The organism is Microbacterium sufflavum (assembly GCF_023101165.1).
GTDB lineage: Bacteria > Actinomycetota > Actinomycetes > Actinomycetales > Microbacteriaceae > Microbacterium > Microbacterium sufflavum.
Map to the genome: position 1 here is coordinate 2106088 of NZ_CP078076.1, position 20623 is coordinate 2126710.

20 protein-coding genes are annotated in these 20623 nt (G+C 72.4%); 7 read left to right on the forward strand and 13 right to left on the reverse strand.

From position 1 onward, the window contains the following. The first annotated feature begins 3 nt into the window (after nucleotides 1-3). Genes KV394_RS10280 through KV394_RS10295 form a run of 4 tightly spaced genes read left to right on the forward strand, consistent with a single transcriptional unit; the run spans nucleotide 4 to nucleotide 4714 of the window. Complete coding sequence (locus KV394_RS10280; RefSeq protein ID WP_136029132.1) at nucleotides 4-783, forward strand: ABC transporter permease; 780 nt, start codon at nucleotides 4-6, stop codon at nucleotides 781-783. Beyond that, nucleotides 783-1619 carry an ABC transporter permease gene (locus KV394_RS10285; protein ID WP_136029135.1) on the forward strand — a complete coding sequence of 279 codons (837 nt, stop codon included), beginning with the start codon at nucleotides 783-785 and terminating at the stop codon, nucleotides 1617-1619. Before KV394_RS10280 ends, KV394_RS10285 begins: the two co-directional genes overlap by 1 nt. Next, nucleotides 1616-2401 carry an ABC transporter ATP-binding protein gene (locus KV394_RS10290; RefSeq protein WP_136029137.1) on the forward strand — a complete coding sequence of 262 codons (786 nt, stop codon included), beginning with the start codon at nucleotides 1616-1618 and terminating at the stop codon, nucleotides 2399-2401. The genes KV394_RS10285 and KV394_RS10290 overlap by 4 nt, the downstream gene beginning before the upstream one ends. Beyond that, nucleotides 2402-4714 (forward strand): arylsulfatase, encoded by a 2313-nt coding sequence (locus tag KV394_RS10295; protein ID WP_247981382.1) that lies wholly within the window; start codon nucleotides 2402-2404, stop codon nucleotides 4712-4714. Nucleotides 4715-4871: 157 nt separating this feature from the next. On the opposite strand, the gene KV394_RS10300 is transcribed toward KV394_RS10295, so the two are convergent. From KV394_RS10300 to KV394_RS10320, 5 genes are read right to left on the reverse strand one after another with little or no spacing between them, the layout of a single operon-like run. Continuing rightward, nucleotides 4872-5243 (reverse strand): DUF202 domain-containing protein, encoded by a 372-nt coding sequence (locus KV394_RS10300; RefSeq protein WP_136029140.1) that lies wholly within the window; start codon nucleotides 5241-5243, stop codon nucleotides 4872-4874. Between the two features lie 16 nt (nucleotides 5244-5259). Continuing rightward, nucleotides 5260-5616, reverse strand: coding sequence for a YidH family protein (locus KV394_RS10305; protein WP_136029142.1), 357 nt, complete (start codon nucleotides 5614-5616; stop codon nucleotides 5260-5262). Between the two features lie 28 nt (nucleotides 5617-5644). Next, a complete protein-coding gene (locus KV394_RS10310) occupies nucleotides 5645-7288 on the reverse strand; it encodes an amidohydrolase (RefSeq protein ID WP_136044700.1) in 1644 nt (547 codons plus the stop codon). A gap of 1 nt (nucleotide 7289) precedes the next feature. Continuing rightward, nucleotides 7290-8132 carry a molybdenum cofactor biosynthesis F family protein gene (locus KV394_RS10315; RefSeq protein ID WP_136036980.1) on the reverse strand — a complete coding sequence of 281 codons (843 nt, stop codon included), beginning with the start codon at nucleotides 8130-8132 and terminating at the stop codon, nucleotides 7290-7292. Between the two features lie 38 nt (nucleotides 8133-8170). Then, on the reverse strand, nucleotides 8171-9625 hold the full coding sequence (locus KV394_RS10320; protein ID WP_136029148.1) for an APC family permease: 1455 nt from the start codon (nucleotides 9623-9625) through the stop codon (nucleotides 8171-8173). 177 nt (nucleotides 9626-9802) lie between these two features. Between KV394_RS10320 and KV394_RS10325 the strand changes: the two genes are divergently transcribed. Then, nucleotides 9803-10630 carry an SDR family NAD(P)-dependent oxidoreductase gene (locus tag KV394_RS10325; protein WP_247981383.1) on the forward strand — a complete coding sequence of 276 codons (828 nt, stop codon included), beginning with the start codon at nucleotides 9803-9805 and terminating at the stop codon, nucleotides 10628-10630. Nucleotides 10631-10688: 58 nt separating this feature from the next. Continuing rightward, entirely contained in the window at nucleotides 10689-11504 is an 816-nt protein-coding gene (locus KV394_RS10330) for an SDR family NAD(P)-dependent oxidoreductase (RefSeq protein WP_136034199.1), read from the forward strand. Between the two features lie 35 nt (nucleotides 11505-11539). Here KV394_RS10330 and KV394_RS10335 read toward each other — a convergent pair whose 3' ends face one another. From KV394_RS10335 to KV394_RS10370, 8 genes are all read right to left on the reverse strand, one after another. After that, entirely contained in the window at nucleotides 11540-12190 is a 651-nt protein-coding gene (locus tag KV394_RS10335; RefSeq protein ID WP_136034197.1) for an HAD-IA family hydrolase, read from the reverse strand. Nucleotides 12191-12218: 28 nt separating this feature from the next. Then, nucleotides 12219-12911 (reverse strand): ABC transporter ATP-binding protein, encoded by a 693-nt coding sequence (locus tag KV394_RS10340; protein ID WP_136037087.1) that lies wholly within the window; start codon nucleotides 12909-12911, stop codon nucleotides 12219-12221. Beyond that, nucleotides 12908-14680 carry a branched-chain amino acid ABC transporter ATP-binding protein/permease gene (locus KV394_RS10345; RefSeq protein WP_136034193.1) on the reverse strand — a complete coding sequence of 591 codons (1773 nt, stop codon included), beginning with the start codon at nucleotides 14678-14680 and terminating at the stop codon, nucleotides 12908-12910. Before KV394_RS10345 ends, KV394_RS10340 begins: the two co-directional genes overlap by 4 nt. Beyond that, nucleotides 14667-15527: an ABC transporter permease subunit gene (locus KV394_RS10350; protein ID WP_136034191.1), complete on the reverse strand. Its 861-nt coding sequence runs from the start codon at nucleotides 15525-15527 to the stop codon at nucleotides 14667-14669. The genes KV394_RS10345 and KV394_RS10350 overlap by 14 nt, the downstream gene beginning before the upstream one ends. Nucleotides 15528-15608: 81 nt before the next feature. Then, the gene (locus KV394_RS10355) at nucleotides 15609-16778 is read right to left on the reverse strand and encodes an ABC transporter substrate-binding protein (protein ID WP_136034190.1); all 1170 of its coding nucleotides are present in this window, start codon (nucleotides 16776-16778) and stop codon (nucleotides 15609-15611) included. A gap of 50 nt (nucleotides 16779-16828) precedes the next feature. Next, nucleotides 16829-17218 (reverse strand): nuclear transport factor 2 family protein, encoded by a 390-nt coding sequence (locus KV394_RS10360; protein WP_136034188.1) that lies wholly within the window; start codon nucleotides 17216-17218, stop codon nucleotides 16829-16831. Between the two features lie 15 nt (nucleotides 17219-17233). Beyond that, nucleotides 17234-18022 (reverse strand): MoaF C-terminal domain-containing protein, encoded by a 789-nt coding sequence (locus KV394_RS10365; RefSeq protein WP_136044488.1) that lies wholly within the window; start codon nucleotides 18020-18022, stop codon nucleotides 17234-17236. Between the two features lie 436 nt (nucleotides 18023-18458). Next, entirely contained in the window at nucleotides 18459-19415 is a 957-nt protein-coding gene (locus KV394_RS10370; protein WP_136034184.1) for an AraC-like ligand-binding domain-containing protein, read from the reverse strand. Nucleotides 19416-19522: 107 nt separating this feature from the next. On the opposite strand from KV394_RS10370, the gene KV394_RS10375 reads away from it, so the two are divergent. Beyond that, nucleotides 19523-20620 carry a DUF998 domain-containing protein gene (locus KV394_RS10375; protein WP_206251579.1) on the forward strand — a complete coding sequence of 366 codons (1098 nt, stop codon included), beginning with the start codon at nucleotides 19523-19525 and terminating at the stop codon, nucleotides 20618-20620. The last annotated feature ends 3 nt before the right edge of the window (nucleotides 20621-20623 follow it).

A 20623-nucleotide genomic window follows, 5' to 3' on the forward strand; every position in this document is an offset into this window, starting at 1 on the left:
ACCATGACCCGTTCCCCCCTCGTCCCACCCCTCGTCGGAGCGGTCGGCGTCCTCGCGGCGCTGGCCCTCTGGGAGTGGTCCGCGACCGCCGGGCCCCTCGCCGACTCCCCGCTGCCGCCCGCGACCGCCGCGATCGGCGAGGCCGTGCGCCTGCTCGGCACCCCCGCGACCTGGACCGCGCTCGGCGACACCCTCACCATGGCGCTCGTCGGGCTCGTGCTCGCCATCGTGATCGGCGTGGTGCTGGGCGTCGCGATCGGCACCTCGCCGCTGGCGATGCACGCCACCCGCGTGCCCCTCGAGTTCCTCAAGCCGATCCCGCCGATCGTGATCCTGCCCGTGGTGGTGCTCGTGCTCGGGCCCACCCTGGGCATGGGGATCTTCCTGGTGTTCTTCGGCTGCTTCATCGCGATCGCCGTGCAGGCCTCCGCCGGCGTCTTCGACACCGATCCGGTGGCCAGGGCGACCGGGCGTTCGTACGGCATGGGGCGCGGCGAGATCCTCGGCCGCATCGTGTTGCCCAGCGCCCTGCCCTACATCGGCACCGCGATCCGCGTCGCGGCGCCCACCTCGCTCGTGGTCGCGGTCGTGGCCGGGCTGCTCGGCGGCGGACCCGGTCTCGGCCAGAGCCTGCTGCTGTCGCAGATCAGCGGCAACCAGGCGCAGCTGTTCGCCTACGTGCTCCTCCTCGGCGTGCTCGGCCTGCTCGTGCAGGGACTGAGCCAGTGGGGCGAGCGGCGGCTGCTGCACTGGCACCCCCAGTACCGGAAGCAGGTCGTGTGATGACCCTGACCACCTCGATCCAGACCCCCTCGCGCCTGTCCAGGAGGCGCGGCCAGGGCGGCCTCCCGCGGGGCGTGCTGATCGGCGCGGAGATCGCCGTGCCGGTGCTGCTGCTCGTGCTGTGGTGGGTCGCCTCCGCAGCCTCGACCAACGCGTTCTTCCCGCCGCTGCAGGTGATCCTCCAGCGCCTGTGGCAGCTCGCGCAGACGCCGGCGTTCCTGGTCGACGTCGCCTCCTCGGTCGGCAACCTCGCGCTGTCGTTCGTGCTGGCGACCGTGATCGGCGTGCTGCTCGGCCTGGTGCTCGGGCTCATCCGTCCGCTCAGCTGGCTGGTGGAGCCGACCGTGCACTTCTTCCGCGCGATCCCGCCCGTCGCGCTCGTGCCGATCTTCGTGTCGCTGATCGGCTTCGGCACCGAGACCCGCATCCTCTCGATCACCCTCGCCGCGGTGTTCCCGATCCTCATCTCGACCATCGACGGGGTGCGCGCAGGGGAGCCGACGCTCGACATGGTCAGCCGCGTCTACCGGCTGACCGGCCCCGAGCGGCTGTTCTCCGTGATGCTGCCCGCCGCGGGGCCGCGCATCCTGTCCGGCATGCAGGTCAGTCTCATCACCGCGTTCGTCGTGATGATCGCGAGCGAGATGCTCGGCTCTTCCACCGGACTGGGAGCGGCGACCCTGCTCGCGCAGCAGTCGTTCGCGATCCCCGACATGTGGGCGGGCATCCTCGTGCTCGGCATCATCGGCTACGCCGCCACCGCCCTGTTCACCCTCTTCCGGCGCCGCGTGCTGCGCTGGTACATCGCCTCCCAGCAACAGGAGAAGAACGCATGACCACCATCGAGAGCGCCCCCGTGCGCCTGCGCGTCGACGGACTCGCCAAGTCGTACCAGACCCGCAACGGCCTCGTGCCGGTGATCGCCGACCTCACGTTCGACGTGCGCGCCGGCGAGGTGTGCTGCATCGTCGGCCCGTCCGGTATCGGCAAGACCACGCTGCTGAAGTGCCTCACCGGGCTCCAGGGCATCACCGCTGGGAGCGCCGCGATCGACGGCGTGCCCATCGACGGGCCGCCCCAGGAGATGGCCCTCGTGTTCCAGGAGTACACGCGCTCGCTCATGCCGTGGCTCACGGTGGAGAAGAACGTGCGGCTGCCGCTGAAGCACCTGCGTCTGCCCGCCGCGGAGCGCGAGGAACGGATCGGCGCCGCGCTCGCCGCGGTCGGCCTCTCCGGTGCCGAGGCGAAGTTCCCGTGGCAGCTGTCGGGCGGCATGCAGCAGCGCGTCGCCATCGCCCGGGCGATCGCCTACCGGCCCGAGGTGCTGGTGATGGACGAGCCCTTCGCCTCGGTCGACGCGCAGACGCGCTTCGAGCTGGAAGACCTGTGCCTGCGGATCCGCGAGCAGTTCGGCATGACCATCGTGATCGTCACCCACGACATCGACGAGGCCGTGTACCTGTCCGACCGGGTCGTGGTGCTGGGCGAGCGGCCGGCCAAGGTCACCGAGATCATCGACATCGACCTCGGCCCGCGCGACCAGCTGACCACGCGGGCGCTCCCGGCGTTCGCGGAGCTGCGCACGCGCATCTTCGAGCTGATCCGGAGGGCCGGCTGAATGGCGGCCGCAGACGCCCGCGGCTATGAGGGCTTCGAGGGCACGGCGGCGGAGTTCACGTCGGAGTCGGAGCCGTGGTGGCCCGAGCCGCGGCGGGCGCGGGCGGGGGCGCCGAACGTGATCGTGATGCTGATCGACGACCTGGGTTTCAGCGACCTCGGCCCGTTCGGCAGCGAGATCGACACGCCCCACATCGACGCCCTCGCCGACGACGGCTGGGTGTTCACGAACTACCGCACCGCGCCGATGTGCTCCCCGGCGCGGGCGGCGCTGCTCACCGGCCTCAACCCGCACCGCGCGGGCTTCGGGTTCGTGGCGCACGTCGACCCCGGCTACCCCGGCTTCTCGTGCGAGCTGCCCGCGGCGGCCCCCACCCTCGCGGAATCGCTGCGCGCCGGCGGCTACGCGACCTTCATGGTCGGCAAGTGGCACCTGACGCTGGAGTCGCGGCTGCACGACGGCGCCGACCGCCGCACCTGGCCGCTGCAGCGCGGGTTCGACCGGTACTTCGGGAGCATGGACGGCTTCACCTCGCTGCACCACCCGCACCGGCTCGTGCAGGACAACTCCGTGGTGGACGTGCGCGAGTTCCCCGACGGGTTCTTCCTCACCGACGAGCTGACCGACCGCGCGATCGGCATGATCGACGACCTGCGCGTGAACGAGCCCGACCGCCCCTTCTTCCTCTACTACGCGCACACCTCCGTGCACGGGCCGATCCAGGCCAAGGAGGCCGACATCGAGAAGTACCGCGGCCGCTACGAGGACGGCTGGAACCGGATGCGCGAGCAGCGGTTCGCCCGGCAGCGCGAGCGCGGCATCGTGCCCCCGCACGCCGAGCTGCCGCCCGACCCGCTCGCCGACGGCGCGAGCATCCCCGCGTGGGACGCGCTCGACCCCGAGGAGCAGCGGCTGTTCGCCCGGCACATGGAGGTGTACGCGGCCGCGGTCGACGAGATCGACCAGAGCGTGGGGCGGCTGCGCGCGCGCCTGGAGCGCAGCGGCGAGTGGGACAACACCCTCGTGGTGCTCGCGAGCGACAACGGCGGCACCGCGGAGGGCGGCCCGACGGGCACCCGCAGCTACTTCGCCCAGTTCGGCGCCTCCGGGGCGATGCCCGACGGCTGGGTGCGCGACGTGCCGCGCGACGTGGACGACATCGGCGGCCCGCGGCTGTTCGGGCAGTACCCGACCGGATGGGCACGCGTGTCGAACACGCCGTTCCGCTCGTTCAAGGCCACGACCTACGAGGGCGGGGTGCACGCGCCGCTGATCGTGTCGTGGCCCGACGCCCCCATGACGGGCGGCCTGCGCGATCAGTTCGTGTTCGTGTCGGACCTCGCCCCGACGATCCTGGAGCTGTGCGACGTGCCCCCGCTCGACGAGCGGCACGGACGGCCGGCATTCGAGATGGACGGCGGCAGCATCGCGTCCGTGCTCGCCGACCCCGCGGCCGACGGCCGGGAGGCGCAGTACTTCGAGTGCGTCGGACGGCGGGCGATCGTCGAGGGCGGCTGGAAGGCGCTGTCGACCGTGCCCCCGACGCGCGACGAGGGGCCGGAGGGCGGGGTGTGGGAGCTGTACGACCTCGCCGCCGACCCCACCGAGACCCGCGACGTGGCGGCCCTGCACCCGGAACGCGTCCGGGCCCTCGCGGCGCGGTGGCACGCGGAGGCCTGGCGCAACACCGTGTTCCCGCTCGACGACGAGGGCGCCCTGTTCCGGCTGCGGCCCGACACCGAGGAGCCCCTGTCGGCTCCGGTCGACCTCATCCCGTTCCGCCCCCCGCTGGAGCGGTTCCGGTCGTCCAAGCTCACCGTGCTGCGGTCGTTCCTGGTCGAGGTCGACGTGCTCGTGCGCGACGATGCGGCGGGCGTGATCGTGGCGCACGGCGACCAGGGCGGCGGTTACCTGCTCGCGCTCGACGACCGCGCGCCGCTGCTGGCGTACAACGCGTACGGGGCGATGCGCCGGGCGGACGGCCCCCGGCTCGCTCCGGGGTCGCACGAGCTGGTGCTGCGCGTGGACGAGCGGCCGGGACTGCGGTGGCGGGTCGCGCTCGACGTGGACGGCGCCGAGGTCGCCCGCATCGACGACGTGCCGATGCTGCTCGGGATGGCGCCGTTCACGGGCATCAGCGTCGGCTACGACTACGGCGGCCCGGTCGACTGGGAGCTGCACGAGCGGCACCGTTCCTTCCCGTTCCGCGGCGGTGAGCTGCGGCGGGTGCGCTACGTGCCCGGACAGCGGTCGACGCATGACGCGACAGAGCTGCGAGCCGTCGGACGGGCCGTGCTGGCGGTCGCCGACTGACCGGGACCGCGGTCGGCGCCGGCGTCTGAGGGGTCGCCGGCGCCGACCGCACCGGTCCGTCCGGCGCCGACCGCACCGGTCCGTCCGGGAGGCCCGCACCGGACCGACCGCAGGCGGGAGGGGCACGACCCAGGCCGGCCCCACCGGTGCCCGCGGCTCAGGCCGTGAGCTGCGCGACCGCGACGAGCACGAGCGCCACCACGCCGAAGCCGCTCGCGAACACGGTCAGCAGCAGCGGCAGCCCTCCGCCGGGCAGGGGTCCGGTCGCGCGTTCCGTCAGCACCGCGGTCGTGCGCGCCTGACGCCGCCGCGCCGCGACCCACAGCACGCAGGCCGTGGCCACCCCGAGGATCCCCGGCACGACGCCCCAGGCCCCCGCGGCCGGGGGCAGCACGAGAGGGAACACCCGCAGCGACAGCAGCGAGCCGATCGCGATCGCCAGGGCCGTGCGCCGCCAGGCGAGCTCCGTGCGCTCGGGCTGCAGCCCCGGGTCGTACAGGCGATCCGGTTCCGCCGCCCCCCGCCGCATCAGGGCCGCCGCCCCGTCAGCGCCACAGCACGCCCGCGAGGACAAGCAGACCGACCGTCACCACGACCACCGCGAGCAGCACGGCGGAGAGCGCCCCGGGCAGCGGCCGCGACTGGCGCAGCGCCCGCTCGGCCCGCATCCACTCGAACCACGCGAGGGGAGCGACCGCGGTGCCCGCGACCATCAGCAGCAGCGACGCCGCGAGCCGGAATCCCGGGTGCAGGTCGAGCCCCAGCACCTCCAGGGCCACACCGCCCGCGATCAGCGCGAGGCCGGTGCGGGTCCAGGCCAGGAACGTGCGCTCGTTCGCGAGCGAGAACCGCGGATCGGGCTCCTCACCCACGCGGTAGACGGAGGCGGGGAAGCGGCGCATGGCCTCATCGTAGCGGCGCATCCGCCGCTCAGCGCTCGTGCACGGGACGCCCGGCGAACCAGGTCGACACGACCTCCGTGTGCACGATCTCCTCGGCGGGCCCGGCGATCGCGTCGCGCTCCAGCACCACGAAGTCCGCGGACTTGCCCGCCGTGAGGGAGCCCGTCTCGGCGCCGAGACCCATCGCGGTCGCGGCGTTGATCGTGAACACCTCCAGCGCCTCCTCGGCCGTGAGCGCCTGCTCCGGCCACAGCGTGCCCGGCGCGCGTCGGAGCGGATCGGCGCGAGTCACCAGACCCTGCAGTCCCTCCAGGGTGTTCGGCGACTCGCTCACCGGCCAGTCCGAACCGCCGGCGACGAGGGCGCCCGCGTCGAGCAGCGACCGGTTGGGCTGCGAGTGCTCGGCCCGCGCGCCCAGCACGTCGGCCAGCGCCTGCGGGATCACGCCCGGGTACCAGATGAAGGGCGAGATGTCGGCCGAGACGTCGAGTGCCGCCAGCCGCGGGATGTCGCTCTCGGCGAGGAACTGTCCGTGCGCGATCTGCACGGGCGTGGTGAACCCCTCCGCCCTGAGCTGCTCCGCGGCGTCGAGCACGAGCCGCGCCGAGCCGTCGCCCGTGCAGTGCACCTTGGCGCCCAGGCCGCGGGCGGCGACCGTGCGCAGCCAGCCGGTGAGCTCGTCGAGGGTCATGGTCGTCTCGCCGTGGAAGTGCGCGCCGTGCACCGGGTCGGCGGGGTACGGGTCGAGGAACGAGGCGGTGCGCGCGGGCGGCACGCCGTCGAGGAAGATCTTCACGAAGTCCGGCCGGTGGTGGGCGGTGCGATACTCCTCGCCGCGGTCGAGCAGGGGACTGCCGATCGGGTCGAAGCCGAAGATCTCGTCGTTGATGAGCAGCGACGACACCACCCACGCGTGCAGCTCGTCCGCGCGGTCGAGCCCGGCGAGCGCGGCCAGGATGTCGACCGAGACCCCCGCGTCCTGGAAGGCCGTGATCCCGAACGAGTTCAGCAGCTCGACGCCGCGGCGGGAGGCGGCCGCGTGCTGCTCCGGGGTGAGTCCGCCGCTGCGGTCGTACGCCTCCTGCACCGGGATGCCCGCCGCCTCCAGCAGCACGCCGGTCGGGGTGCCGTCGTCGGGGTCGAGCAGCGTGACGCCGCCCGCCGGGATGCTGCCGGCGGTGATGCCCGCCAGCTCCAGCGCCCGGCTGTTCGCCCAGCGGTTGTGCCGGGAGTCCTCCATGAGCGCGACCGGGCGCCCGCCCGCCGCCTCGTCGAGCCGCCGCCGGGTCGCGGTGTTCGCGAGGGTCGGCAGCAGGGTGGTGGCCACGGCGCCGCCGACGATCCACGCGTCCTCCGGCAGCGTCGCCGCCTTCTCGCGCACCCGGTCCAGGATCTCGTCGAGGCTCAGCGACGGCGCCAGCGACAGCTCGAACAGCTCGGTGCGTCCGGCGAGCGCGTGATGGTTGTGCACATCGACGAAGCCCGGATACACGGCGGCGTCGCCGACCTCGAGCGTCCGTGTGCGGCGCCCGCGGAGGCCCTCCACGTCGGCGCGGTCGCCGATGGCGAGGATCCGCCCGTCGCGCACGGCGAAGGCCTCGGCGCGGGGCCGCGTCCGATCGGCCGTGCGGATCGTGGAACCGGTGACGATGAGGTCGGCGACGTCGGTCATGTCAGGCGTCTCCGAAGGTCGCGGGCTCGAGCTCGGGCGTGTGGTGCGTGGTCGACAGCAGTCGTCCGTAGGCGCCGAACGTGAAGTGCGTCGGCACCTCGCCCGACTCGTCCAGGCCGAACAGCACGCCGTGCGAGCGGATCGCGTTCACGTCACGGTGGTCGGCGATGGTGACCGACGCGCACGGGATGACCTTCTCGCGCCACGCGAACACGTAGATGCCCGGTCGCACCTCCCACACGCTGTTCTCGTCGGTGTCGGCCAGGCCGCGCTCCGGGCCGGCGAGGCACTGCCACGAGTACCACCGCGGCGACAGGTACACGTGCTCGTAGGCGTGCTCCTCGCTGTACACCCACTCCACGCGACGTCCGATGAGCGTCGTGGTCGGGGCGGCCTCGGCGCCGGTCACCTCCGTGCCCTCGATGGTGCCCGGCGCGAAGTGGTGCTGCACGCGCGTGCGGCCCTGCTCGGGGGCGGGGAGGATGTCGGAGATCACGGCCAGCGAGCGCCCGTGCCGCAGGTCGAGGATCAGCGACACGGCCTCGTTCGGCAGGTAGCGGTGGTGGAACTGCACGAAGTACAGCTCGTCGTCGACCTCGAACGCCTCGTAGTCGTCGGTGTCGCTCGCGGCCTCGGTGCTGTCGTCGGCGCCGGGACGGTAGTCCCACGTGACGGTGGAGTCGTCGAAGCGGTGCACGATGCGGGTGCCGCGGCCGTCGACCACGGTGATCTCGCGGCCGCTCAGCGCCGTGCTGTGCGGGGCCTTGTTGGCGTCGAAGCCGGGGGCGAGTCCCTCCAGCGGCAGCCACGTGGAGGTGTCTGCGGGGTTCAGCGTCGTCGTCATGGGGTTCCTTCCTTCGGAGGGCGGGGGAGCGGAGCGGATCAGCGGGCGCTGACCCTCTCCAGGTCGGTGGCGAGCCCGTCGTACACGGCGGGCCGGGAGCGCTTGAGGTAGGCGGCGTAGACGATGCCGCCGATCAGCGCGAGCACGAGCAGCAGCGGCATCAGCCGGATCGCGAGCTCCTCGGAGCCGGCGACGATGTTGAAGTTCACGATCGCGAGGATCGAGATCGCGGCGATGCCGAGGAAGCCGATGCCCGGCGCGATGAACGTGCTCCACCAGCGCGGGTCGCCCTGGCGGCGGAAGTACACGACGATCGAGATCGCGGCGAGCCCCTGCAGGATCAGCACGCTCAGGGTGCCGAAGCCCAGCATCGCGGGCACGAGCGTGAGGATGGGGTCGGCGCCGGCGATCGCGAACAGGATCGCGACGATGCCGGCGAACCCGGCCTGCACGATGCCCGCGAGCTGCGGGGCGCCGTTCGCGCGGGTGCGGGCGAGCGCCTGCGGCAGGATCTTCGCCCGGCCCAGCGAGTACAGGTAGCGGGTGGCGGAGTTGTGGAACGCGAGCATCGCGGCGAACAGGCTCACCAGCAGCAGCACCATCATGACGGTGGTCAGCGGGCCGCCCAGGTACTGCTGCGACAGCGAGAAGATCAGGTCGCCGGTGGGCAGGTGCTCCAGCGCCGTGGCCTGCGCCTGCGCCACGCCGGTCGCGCTCACCACGGCCCACGTGGTGACGCCGAGGATCACGCCGATCGCGATGATCGAGGTGTAGGTGGCGCGGGGGATCGTGCGCAGCGGCTGCTTGGCCTCCTCGCTGAACAGCGCGGTCGCCTCGAAGCCGAGGAAGCCGGTCGCCGCCAGCAGCAGGCCGATGGGCAGCGATCCGGAGAACACGGCCTCCGGGCTGAACGCCGACACGTCGTAGCCGGTCTGCACGAGCACCGAGACGTCGAAGATCACGAGCATCAGCACCTCGAGCACGAGGCACACCCCGAGGATCTTCGAGCTGAAGTCCACGCCGATGCGCGCCAGCACGAAGCACACCACGATCGACAGCAGACCCCACACGAGCCAGTTCACGTCGAGGCCGGTGAGGTCGCGGATGATCGTCTGCATGAAGAAGCCGCTCGTGCCGATCGTGCCGACCACGAAGAAGTTGTAGCCGAGCGTGGCGATGAGTCCGGCGACCAGGCCGCCGGTGCGGCCGAGGCCCTTCACGACGAACGCGTAGAACCCGCCGGCGTTGACCAGCTGCTTCGACATCTGCGCGTAGCCCACCGCGAACAGCAGCAGGATCGCCGCGACGAGGAAGAAGGACATCGGGGTCCCTCCGCCGTTGCCGAGGGCGATCGCCAGCGACGCGACGACCACGATCCCGGTCAGCGGGGCGACCGCGGCCAGGACGAGGAAGACGATGCCGGCGACGCCGAGGGCGCCCGGTCGGAGGGAGGTGTGGTGCGGCGTCGTGGACGCGGACAGCTGCTCTGCCACGTCGGCTCCTTTGCTCGGTGACGGCCGTGCGGACACGGCATCGACGACGAGGGGAATCGTCGATAGAGCGAGTCTGCTCGTCGGCCCGGCGCCGCACTTGACCGTGAGCGAAGGACGATGGTGCCACCGTGCACACCCCGCACACGCCCGTGCTGACGCCGTGGCGCGGGGAGCAGGATGACCGGGACGACACCGCCGCCGTTCCCCGCGCACCGCCGGGCACCGGGCGGCAGGGAGGACCACATGGAGCTGCGGCTGGACGGGACGACGGCCCTCATCACGGGCGCGGGCAGCGGCATCGGCCGGGCCGTGGCGCTCGCGCTCGCCGCGGAGGGGGTGCGCACGGCCCTGCTCGACCGCGACGCGTCCGCCCTGCGCGACACCGCCCGCGGCTGCGTCGAGCGCGGGAGCGCCGACCCCGTGCTGCTGGCCGCCGACGTGACCGACGAGGAGCAGGTGTCCGCGGCGGTCGCGGCCGGAGTCGCGGCGCTCGGCGGGCTCGACGCGGTCGTGTGCTGCGCCGGGGTCTCCGGCCCCGTCGGCACCGCGGTCGAGGACACCGCGCTCGCCGACTGGAACCGCGTGCTCGCCGTCAACGTGACCGGCGCGTTCCTCGTGCTCAAGCACGCCCTGCCGACGCTGAGGGCCGCCCGCTCGGCCTCGGTCGTGCTGCTCGCGAGCGACTCGGCCGTCGTCGCCTCGCCCGGCATGGCGCCGTATTGCGCCTCGAAGGCCGCGCTGGTGCAGTTCGGCCGGGCGCTGTCGGTCGACCTGGCCGGCACCGGGGTGCGGGTCAACGCGGTCGCCCCCTCCGTGGTCGACACCCCGATGAGCCGCGGCGACCTGGGCGCGGACGCCTTCGACGACCCCGCCTTCCCCGTGCAGAGCGCCGAGGAGGTGGCGGCGCACGTGACCTACCTGGTGTCGCCGCGCAGCAGGGCGGTCAACGGCACCACCCTGCTGAGCGACTTCGGCTTCACCGCCCGTTCGGGTTTCCCCGCCTGACGCACCCGCGTCCGGCCCCGCGGCGCCCCGCGCGCCAGAACACACAACAGGAGCACACATGGCAACCGTGGTCGGATCGAGCGTCTCCGGACGCGTCGTCGTCATCACCGGAGGCGGCACGGGCATCGGCGCCGCCGTCGCGGAGCGCTTCGCGGCCGAGGGCGCGCACGTGGTCGTGGTCGGCCGTCGTCCCGAACCACTGCAGGAGGTCGAGCGGGCGGTCGGCGCCCTGCCGATCGTGGCGGATGCGGCCGACACCGCCTCCGCGAAGGCCGCGGTCGCCGAGGTGCTCGCGCGCTTCGGCCGCATCGACGTGCTGGTCGCGAACGCCGGCGGCCACGGCTTCTCGCCCGTCGCCGAGACCGACGACGCGAGCTGGGAGGCCGCGATCCGCGCGAACCTCACGACCGCGTTCACGATGGCCCGCGAGGCCCTGCCGGCGCTCATCGAGGCGAAGGGCCAGGTGGTGGTCGTGTCGTCGCTCGCCGGACTGTTCGCGGGGCCGTCCGTGGCCGGGTACACGGTCGGCAAGCACGCGCTGATCGGCCTCACCCGCACGCTCGCCCGCGACTACGGGCGGCACGGGGTGCGCGTCAACGCCATCTGCCCCGGGTGGGTGCAGACGCCGATGGCCGACGAGGAGATGGACGAGTTCGCGTCGCACGCGGGTCTCGGCTCCCGCGAGGAGGCCTATGCGACGGTCACGGCCGACGTGCCGCTGCGGCGTCCGGCCCGCCCCGCGGAGATCGCCTCGGTCGTGCGCTTCCTCGGCTCGGGGGAGTCGTCGTACATCACCGGTGCCGTGATCGTCGCGGACGGCGGCTCGCACGTGGTCGACGTCCCCACGATCGCGTTCGACCACGCCGGCATGTGACCCGGGGCGCGGCGGCGGGTGCCGTCGCCGCGTCGTCAGCCGATGCGCAGCTCGAAGCCGTCGTCGAGGTGCGTCAGGGTCACGGCGGTGAGGTCGTCGACGTGCACGGTCGGCGCGTGCGCCCCCGCGTGCCGGCCCACCCCGACCACGCGCATGCCCGCGGCGAGCCCGGCCTGGATGCCCGCGCCGGAGTCCTCGAACACGACGCACTCGGCCGGAGCGACGCCGAGCATGCGGGCCGCCAGCAGGAACCCCTCGGGGTCGGGCTTCGACGCCGACACGTTCTCCGCGGTCACCGCCAGCTCGGGCACCGTCAGCCCCGCGGCCTGCATCCGGGCGGTCATGAGCGCCACGTTCGCCGAGGTCACGATCGCGTGCGGCACCGTCTCCAGCGCCGCCAGCAGCCGGTCGGCCCCGGCGATGCCGACCACGCCGTCCACGTCGCCGGCCTCGGTGGCGAGCATGATCTCGTTCTCGTGCAGGTTGATCGCGTGGTCGCGCTCGGGCAGCAGGATCGCCATGCTCTGATGGCCCTGGCGTCCGTGCACCACCCGCAGCACCGTCTCGGGGTCGAGCCCGTGCGGTTCCGCCCACGCCAGCCACAGGCGCTCCACCACGGCGGTCGAGTCGACGAGGGTGCCGTCCATGTCGAGCAGGGCGGCGCGGGCGCGGAGGATCTCGGTCATCCGCTCAGGCTAACCCCCGCAGCCTGTCTCAGCCGCCGAGGTAGGCGCGGTGCAGCAGGGCGGGGTCGTCCTGCAGCGCCTGCGGGCTGCCCTGGAACGACACCCGTCCGCCGGCCACGACCACCGCCTCCTGCGCGAGCCCGAGGGCCAGCTGCGTGAACTGCTCCACGAGCAGCACGCCCACCCCGGACTGCGCGATGGACTGCACGATCGGCATGAGCCGCAGGAACACGACGGGGGCGAGGCCGAGCGACATCTCGTCGATCAGCAGGATCCGCGGTTTCGCGGCGAATGCCCTCGCCAGCACGACCATCTGCTGCTCGCCGCCGGAGAGCAGCGCGGTGGGGGCGTCGATGCGCTTCTCGAGCTCGGGGAACTGGGCGAGCACGGCGTCCACCTCGGCAGGGGTGCGCGCGGTGAGCGAGAGGTTCTCGCGCACGGTCAGCGACGGGAACACGGCCCGCCCCTGCTCGATGTGCACGATGCCACGGCGGGCCCTGGTCACGCGCGACAGCCGGTCGATGGGGTCGCCGTCGAGCGTGATCGTCCCGGCCGAGTGCGGCGTCACACCCGACACCGACTCGATCAGGCTGGTCTTGCCCGCGCCGTTGGGGCCGACCAGGGCGAGCACCTCGCCGCCGGACACCCGCAGCGACACGTCGGAGATCACCGGTCCGGCGCCGCGGCTCACCGTGACGCCGTCGAGCACGAGTTCGCTCATGTCAGCAGCTCCGTCTCTCCCATGTACGCCTTCACGACGTCGGGGTTCGCGAGGACCTCGGCCTGCGGACCGCTCGCCAGCACGCGCCCGAAGTCGAGCACCGTGAGCGTCGGGCACACGGAGCGCACGAGGTCGAGGTCGTGTTCGATGATGATGAGCGCCACGCCGTAGCGGGCGGGCAGCTCCCGCAGCCGCGCGGCGAGCGCGAGATGCTCCTCGTGCGACAGCCCGGCGGCGGGCTCGTCGAGGATGAGCAGCCGCGGACGGGCGGCCACGTTCGCCGCGACCTCCACCAGCCGCCGCGTCCCCACGTCCACGCTCGACAGGCGGGAGCGCGCGGGCGGGCAGCCGAAGAACGCCAGCACCTCGTCGATGTCGGCCGCGGCCAGCCGGCGTCGCGCGACGAAGCGCACGTACGCGCCCACCGTGAGCGCGGGCGGCACGCGGTCCTGCTGGAACGTGCGGCGCAGTCCGAGCCGGGCGCGCCGCGTGGGGGAGAGCCCGGCGAGGTCGCGGTCGCCGAGCAGCACCCGGCCGTCGTGCTGCGGCAGGAACCCGCTGATGGCGTCGACGAACGTGGACTTGCCCGCGCCGTTCGGCCCGATGAGACCCATGATCGACGCGGCGGGCACCGTGAACGACACGTCGTCGAGGGCCTTGAGTGCCCCGAACTGCACCGTGAGGCCGTCGACCGTGAGCACGGGCGCGCCGTCGAGGGCCGCCTCGTCGACGGTCGCGGTGGTCGTGGTGGTGATGGCGGCCGCGTCGGCGGCGGCGTCGTCGGGCAGCGCGGTGAGGTCGGCGTTCGCCGTGCGGCGGTCGGCGCGGCGGTAGATCAGGTTGCGGATGCCCTGGCCCAGGTTCGTGCCGCTGGTGAGGGCCTGCACGCCCAGCACGCCGAACACCACGAAGCCCCAGTCCTGCGGCACGCCCCAGCGCTTGAGCAGCTCGGGCACCAGCACCCACAGGAGCCCGCCGAAGATGGCCATGTCGATCAGGTGCGCCCCCGACATGATCGCCAGCACGTACAGCGCGAGCGACTGCAGCGGCGTGAAGCTCGACGCGAACGGCAGCTGCACCTGCCCGGCGAGCAGCCCGCCGGAGATGCCGCCGAGGGCCGCCGAGACCGCGAACGCGGTGAGCTTGGCGGAGCGGACGCTCTGACCGGCCGCGGCGGTGCCGCGCTCGGAGAACGCCACGGCCTTCCAGCTCGCCCCCCAGCGGCCGCGCTGGAGGAAGAACACCCCGAGCGCGCACACCGCGAGCACGATGATGGAGAGGAAGAAGAACTGCCGGTCGTTGGAGAACAGCCCGGGGCGCTCGACCGCGATGCCGTCGGCCGATCCGGGGAACTGGATCTGCACGAGCGTCACGTCGGCGGCGGCCGCGAAGCCCAGCGTGACCACCGCGAGGTTCACCCCGCGCAGGCGCAGCGCCGGCAGCCCGACGAGGATCCCGACGAGGCCAGCCGCGACCCCGCCGCACACGAGCCAGACGAGGAAGCCGCCCGGCGCCTGCATCACGTTCAGCAGCGACACGATCCACGCGCCGACCGCGGCGAACGTGAGCTGGCACAGGGCGATCATGCCGGCAGAGCCGGTCACGATGCCGAGTCCGAGGATCGCGATCGCGGCGGTCACCGCGCTGATCGCGAGGAAGACGAAGTACCCGGGCAGGGCGGCGCTGAGGATCGCGCCGGCGCCGATGCCGAGGGCGGCCACGGCGAACGGCCAGGTGGTACGGAACCAGGGGCGGTCAGCGAGCGGCATCCCACACCTCCTTGCGCTGCGTCCAGAGCAGCAGGACGACGATGAACAGGAACGGGAGGAAGTTGCGCACGAGCGCGACCTCGTCGATCTGGGCGACGAGCCCGCCGAGCACGCCCAGCACCAGGCCGCCGACGACGGCGAGATCGAGACGGCGGAAACCGCCGAGCAGCGCGGCGGCGGCCGCGGGGACGATCAGCATCGACAGGCTGGTGGCGTCGTTGGACTGCGAGGGCGCGACGATGATGATCGCGATCGCGCTGATCACCCCGGTCACGAACCACACCGCGATCGACAGCGGACGCGAGCGGATGCCGAGCAGCTCGGCGGTGGTGGGCCGCTCCGACAGGGCGCGCAGCTGCGTGCCCACCCTGGTGCGGCGCAGGACGACCCGCACGACCACGGCCGTGACGATCGCCATGAGCACGGTCGCGACCGTGACCTGGCTGATCACGACACCCCCGAGGGAGAAGGCGGGACCGGCGATGATGGGCGTGAACGGCTGCGGCTTGTTGCCGAACAGGATGAACGACAGCGAGATGAGCAGCAGCAGCGGGCCCACGGTCATGGCGGAGCGCGTGGTGGTGGAGGCCTCGGAGAGCCAGGTGGCCGCGATGAAGCCGATCGCGGCGGACAGCAGCCCCGCCACCAGCACGCCCAGCACGGAGCCGAGCCAGATGGGCAGCCCGAGCTCGCGCACGAACCAGACGGCCGTGAACGCCCCGAACATGCCGGTCGCGGCCTGCGCGAAGTTCACGACGCGCACGAGCCGCGACATGAGGGTGAGACACACGCCGAGCACGGCGTAGAGGCCGCCGGCGGCGAGACCGGCGATGGCGCCTTGCAGCATCAGGCGTCCTTTCTGGTGAGGGGGAGGGGTGTCCGACGGGCTCGGCGACCGGGCGGGTCGCCGAGCCCGTCGACGCGGGGACTACTCGCCGATGCGCAGCCAGTCGTCCGCGACCTTCTCCCAGGCGTTGGTGCCGGACTTCAGGATGATCGGCCAGCCCGCGGTGTTCTGCGTGCCGAAGGCGTAGGGCGTGCCCACCATCGGATTCTCGATCGGCTCCATGCTCTTCAGGGCCTCCGAGACGCTCTCGCGGGTGATGTCGCCGTCGATGCTCTTGAGCACCTCGATGAAGTACGTCGCCGCGAGGTAGCCGCCCTGGCTGAACGAGGTGAGCGGGATGTCGTTGGCCTCCATCAGCTTCCGCCAGTCGGCGTTGATCTCGTTGTCGTCGGTGAACGGGTAGAACTCCGCGGGGACGTAGATGCCCGCACCGGCGTCGTCGATCGCGTCGGCGAAGTTCTCGCTGTACACGCTGGTGAGGTACAGCCAGGTCACGTCGTCCCAGCCCTGCGCGTTCGCGGCCTTGACCTGCCCGATCGCGTCGGGCTCGACCGGGTTGATCGCGAGGGCCTTGCAGCCCTGGTCGCGCGCCTTGACGATGTAGGGCGTGTAGTCGGACGCGCCGTACGGCACGGTGTCGTCGATGTACTTCGGCTCCTTGCCGGTGATCTCGGTCCACTTGTCGATGGCCGCCTGATACGTGGGGCGGGTGGATCCGGCGATCTCCAGCAGGATGCAGATGTCGTCCAGGCCGAGCACTTCGGAGCCGTACTGCAGCGTGAGGGTCATGTCGTTGAACGGCCCGACGTTGGCGGGCGAGATGTTGTCGCTGTCGAAGCAGCCGGTGTCGACGCCGATGCCCGGCAGAGACAGGATGCCCTCCTGCTCGTAGTACTTGGCGTTGATCTCGCACTCGATCAGGCTCGCGGAGCCGACCAGCGCGACGGCTCCGTCGCTGCCGACGATCTCGCGCGCCGAGGCGGTTGCCGTGGCCGGATCGCCCTTGTCGTCGAGCATCTTGTAGTCGATCTTCCGGCCGTCGAGCCCGCCGTCGTCGTTGAACGCGTCGAAGACGGCCGCGGCCGCCTGCGAGGCCTCGGGGAACGTCGCCGGGCCGCTGATGGTGTTCACGGATCCGACGACGATGGGGGCGCCGTCGCCCCCGCCTGCGCCGTCCCCGCCGGCGCAGCCGGCGAGAGCGAGGGCGGCCACGGCGAGGACTGCCGCGGTGCCGGTTGCTCGTCTGTTCATGTGCTTCCTGCCTCTCGTGTTCGGTGGTGCTGTGTCGCGTTCGTGGGTGGTCAGTCGCGCAGCGCGCGGTTCACGAGCTCGGTGTCGGTGAACTGCTCGAAGGCGACGATCTCGCCGCCCGCCACCCGCCAGACGTGGGCGACGCGGGCGGCGAAGAAGCGCCCGGTGCGCTTGTAGGTGCCGGAGTAGGTGCCGATCCCCACCACGACGTCGCCGCCGTCGACCACCTCGTCGATCGCGACGGTGTAGTCGTCCCACTCCTCCTGGATGCGGCCGAACACGTTCTCGGCCACCGCCTCCGGGCCGATGTAGGTGCCGGCGTAGGGGAAGCCGGCGGCCTCCGTCCACTCGATGTCGGCGGCGAACGGGGCCAGCATGCCGTCGAGGTCGCCGCGGTCGTTGGCGGCGTAGTGCTCGCGGACCAGGTCTGCATCGCTCATCGGGGGCTCCTCGGGTCAGACGGGCTGCACGTCGGGGTAGGCGACGGCGCCCAGCGGGTAGATGTGGCCGCCGGCGCGGGAGTGCTCCGACTCGCCGTCGCCGTTGAGGCCCAGGAAGATGCCCGTGGTCATCAGCTGATAGCCGAGGTCGTGCAGCCACACGCTCGCGACCGCGATGCGGAACTCGCGGAAGCAGAACAGGTACAGGCCGTCGGCGAACTTCCACACGGTCGACAGGTCCATGTCGCCGTGGCCGCGCTGCACACCCTCCAGGCACTGCCAGGCGTAGCGCTGGCTCGACACGTACACGTGCTCGTACAGGTGGTGCGGGCTGTAGCGGTAGACGTTGCGCTTGCCGATCAGGTCGCGGCTGGGGCCCGGCACCTCACCCGTCGCCTCGCCCCCGTCGATCGTCGCGGCCCAGAAGTCCTGCCCGACCTGGGGCGTGCCCTCCACGGCCTCCGCGGCGATGCGGGAGCGGACGACGGTCGCGCGACGGGTCGAGGTGCAGAACACGATCGTGAGGGCTTCGCGCTCGCGGCTGGTGAGCGGCAGGTTGACGAACACGACGTCGTCGCGCACGCGGACCGCGTCGTACGGGTCGCGGCCCGAGGCGCCGAGGCCGTCCCAGTGCGCCGACTCCTCGTCGAAGCGGAGCGCGAGGCTGCCGCCGTCGTCGAGGGTGAGCGTGAACGCGGTGCCGGCGAGTCCGGTGTTCGGCAGCCGGTACGTGTCGATGCCGGCGGCGAACTCGTCGTAGGTGCGCCACTCGTCCAGCGCGGGGTCGGCGGTGATGTCGGTCATGGGGGTCCTGACGTCGCACGCGGCGGGGCATCCTCGCCCCGGGCACCGCGTCATCGCGGTGCGCTTGCCTCATGCTCGATCCGGGCCCGGCAGCCGCTCAAGCGCGCGCTCCCCATCGCGCGCCGAGAGTCAACCGGCGTGCCCTCCCGGGCAAGCCCGGTGCGGTGCGTCCCGGGGTGCGCGGTGCGAGGTGCGCGGTGGGTGCGAGGTGCGGTGCGTCCCGGGGTGCGAGGTGCGAGGTGCGTCCCGGGGTGTGCGGTGGGAAAGGGGCCGGGGTGGGGGTGGGAGGCGCGTTTGTGATCCCGGATGCGGCGGGGCGGTGGGGTCGCGGAGTGCGGGGTCGGAAAGGGGCCGGAGGTGGGCCTGGGAGGCGCGTTTGTGATCCCGCACCGCCCCGCGCACCGCACCGCGCACCGCGGGCGGCGCGGGGGCGGCGTCAGTGGGCGGTGCGGTACTCGCTGGGGGAGATGCCGTAGGCGGTCTTGAACGCGCGGCTGAAGTGCGCGGCGTCGACGAAGCCCCAGCGGGCGGCGATCGCGGCGACGGGGCGGTCGGCGAGCATCGGGTCGAGCAGGTCGCGGCGGCACTGCTCCAGGCGGCGCGTGCGGATCCAGGTGGAGACCGTGACCCCCTGCTCCTGGAACAGTCCGTGCAGGTGCCGCGTCGAGATGAAGTGCGCGGCGGCGATGGTCGCCGGGCCCAGATCGGTCGAGGCGAGGTTCCGGTCGATGTGCGAGCGGATGCGCTGCATGAGAGCTCGGTGCGGATCGGCCGAGGCCTGATCGAGCCCGAGCTCGCGCGTGAAGACGGTCGTGACCAGGTCGAGCGCGCTGTGCGCGAGGCGGGCGCCGGTCGTGCCGGCGAGCTGGTCGAGGTTGCCCGCGAGCTGCGTGAGGTACGGCACGACCATGCCGCCCAGCCCCTCCTGCCCCGAGATGCGTACGGCCGTGAGCTGCCCGATCATGTCGGCGGGGAGGCTGATGAGGTGCTTCGGGAACATCACCACCATGGTGCGGAAGTCCTGGTCGAACACGAGCGAGTACGGGCGGTCGGTGTCGTACACGGCCAGGTCGCCGGCCTGCAGCACGGCCTCCCGGTCGTCTTGGATGAGCAGCCCGGTGCCGGCGAGCATGAGGCTCACCTTGAAGTACGAGCGGTCACCGCGGGCGATCAGCTCCGACGTGCGCTCGACCACGTGGGAGGTGGCACGGATGTCGTTCACGTGCACCTCGTCGACCGAGGCGCCGCGGATCACGCCGCGGAACTGGTCGGCACCCGCGGTGGTGACCTGGAGGGGGACGAAGGACTCCGAGACGGCGGCGCGGAAGTCGCTGATGTTGCGCGCGACCAGAGTCGACACCGATTCGGCGGGGGCGGCGAGTGCACCGTTCATGACTGATCACCTCGGGCTGGTGGAAGGAACGACGACGTTGTATACGATCCGTTCCGCGATGGTATCACCGGGACCGCGCGAAGGGGATGCCTTCTAGGATGTGGACCGTGAGTGACGGGGCGATGAGGATGCTCGCGGATCGAGTCCTGCGGGTGCTGCGCCAGGTGCGCGGACCGGGCACACCGGAAGCGGTGTACGAGGCGACGGCCCTCATCGTGGGCGCGGCGTTCCTGGTGCTCGGGTTCGTCGTGGCGCTGCCGGTGTTCTGGGGCCATCAGCTGTCGATCAGCGGCACCGGGTCGATCGGCGTGTTCGCGGCGTACGGAGGCGCGGCCACCGCGGCGCTCGCGTTCGCTCTGGGGCGCCTGGCGGTGCGGCCGGAGCAGCCCGACCCCACCGCCGTGCGCGACGGCTTCAGCGTGCCGGGCGACCGGCTGCGCTGGTACGACCTGCTCGCGATCGCCTTCGCCCACGCCGCGATCGCCTACCTGGGCTGGCTGGGCATCGCGGAACTGCTGGAGCGCAGCTTCGTGGATGCCCCGGTGTTCCCGTTCCCCGGCGCGATCCTGATGGCGGTGGCCTTCGCGCTGACCGCGTACGTGTCGTTCCTCAGCGCGGTGGCCCTCACGCCGATGGTGCTGTCGCTCGTGCTGGCGGTGTTCCTCGTGGTCGGGGCGTTCGCGAGCATGCTGGCGTCGAGCGACGTGCACTGGTGGCGCGACAACCTGTCGGCGCTCGGGATGAGCAGCAACAGCGCCTCGGTCGCGTTCAACGCCACGCTGGTGATCGCGGGGGTGATGGTCACGACGATCGCGCGGTATGCCACGGCCGGGCTGCCCGCCGACGATCAGGCCGAGCGGCGCGGACGCCTCGTGGTGCGCGGCGGCCTGATCCTGATGGGCATCTTCCTCGCGTGCGTCGGGCTCTTCCCGGTGGACGAGTTCTTCCTGCTGCACAACACGGTCGCGACCGGCATGGCCGTGGTGTTCGCCGTGGTCGTGGTCGGGCTGCCGTGGTTCCTGCCCGCCATCCCGCGGGTGTTCGTCGGGCTCGGCTGGGCGTACGTGCTGGTGATCGTGCTGCTCGGCGCGTTCTTCGCGGTGGGGTACTACAACCTCACGGCCGTGGAGCTGATCGCGGCGGTGCTGATCTTCAGCTGGATCATCGTGTTCCTGCGCACGGCGGGCTCGATCGGACGCGGCTGAGGC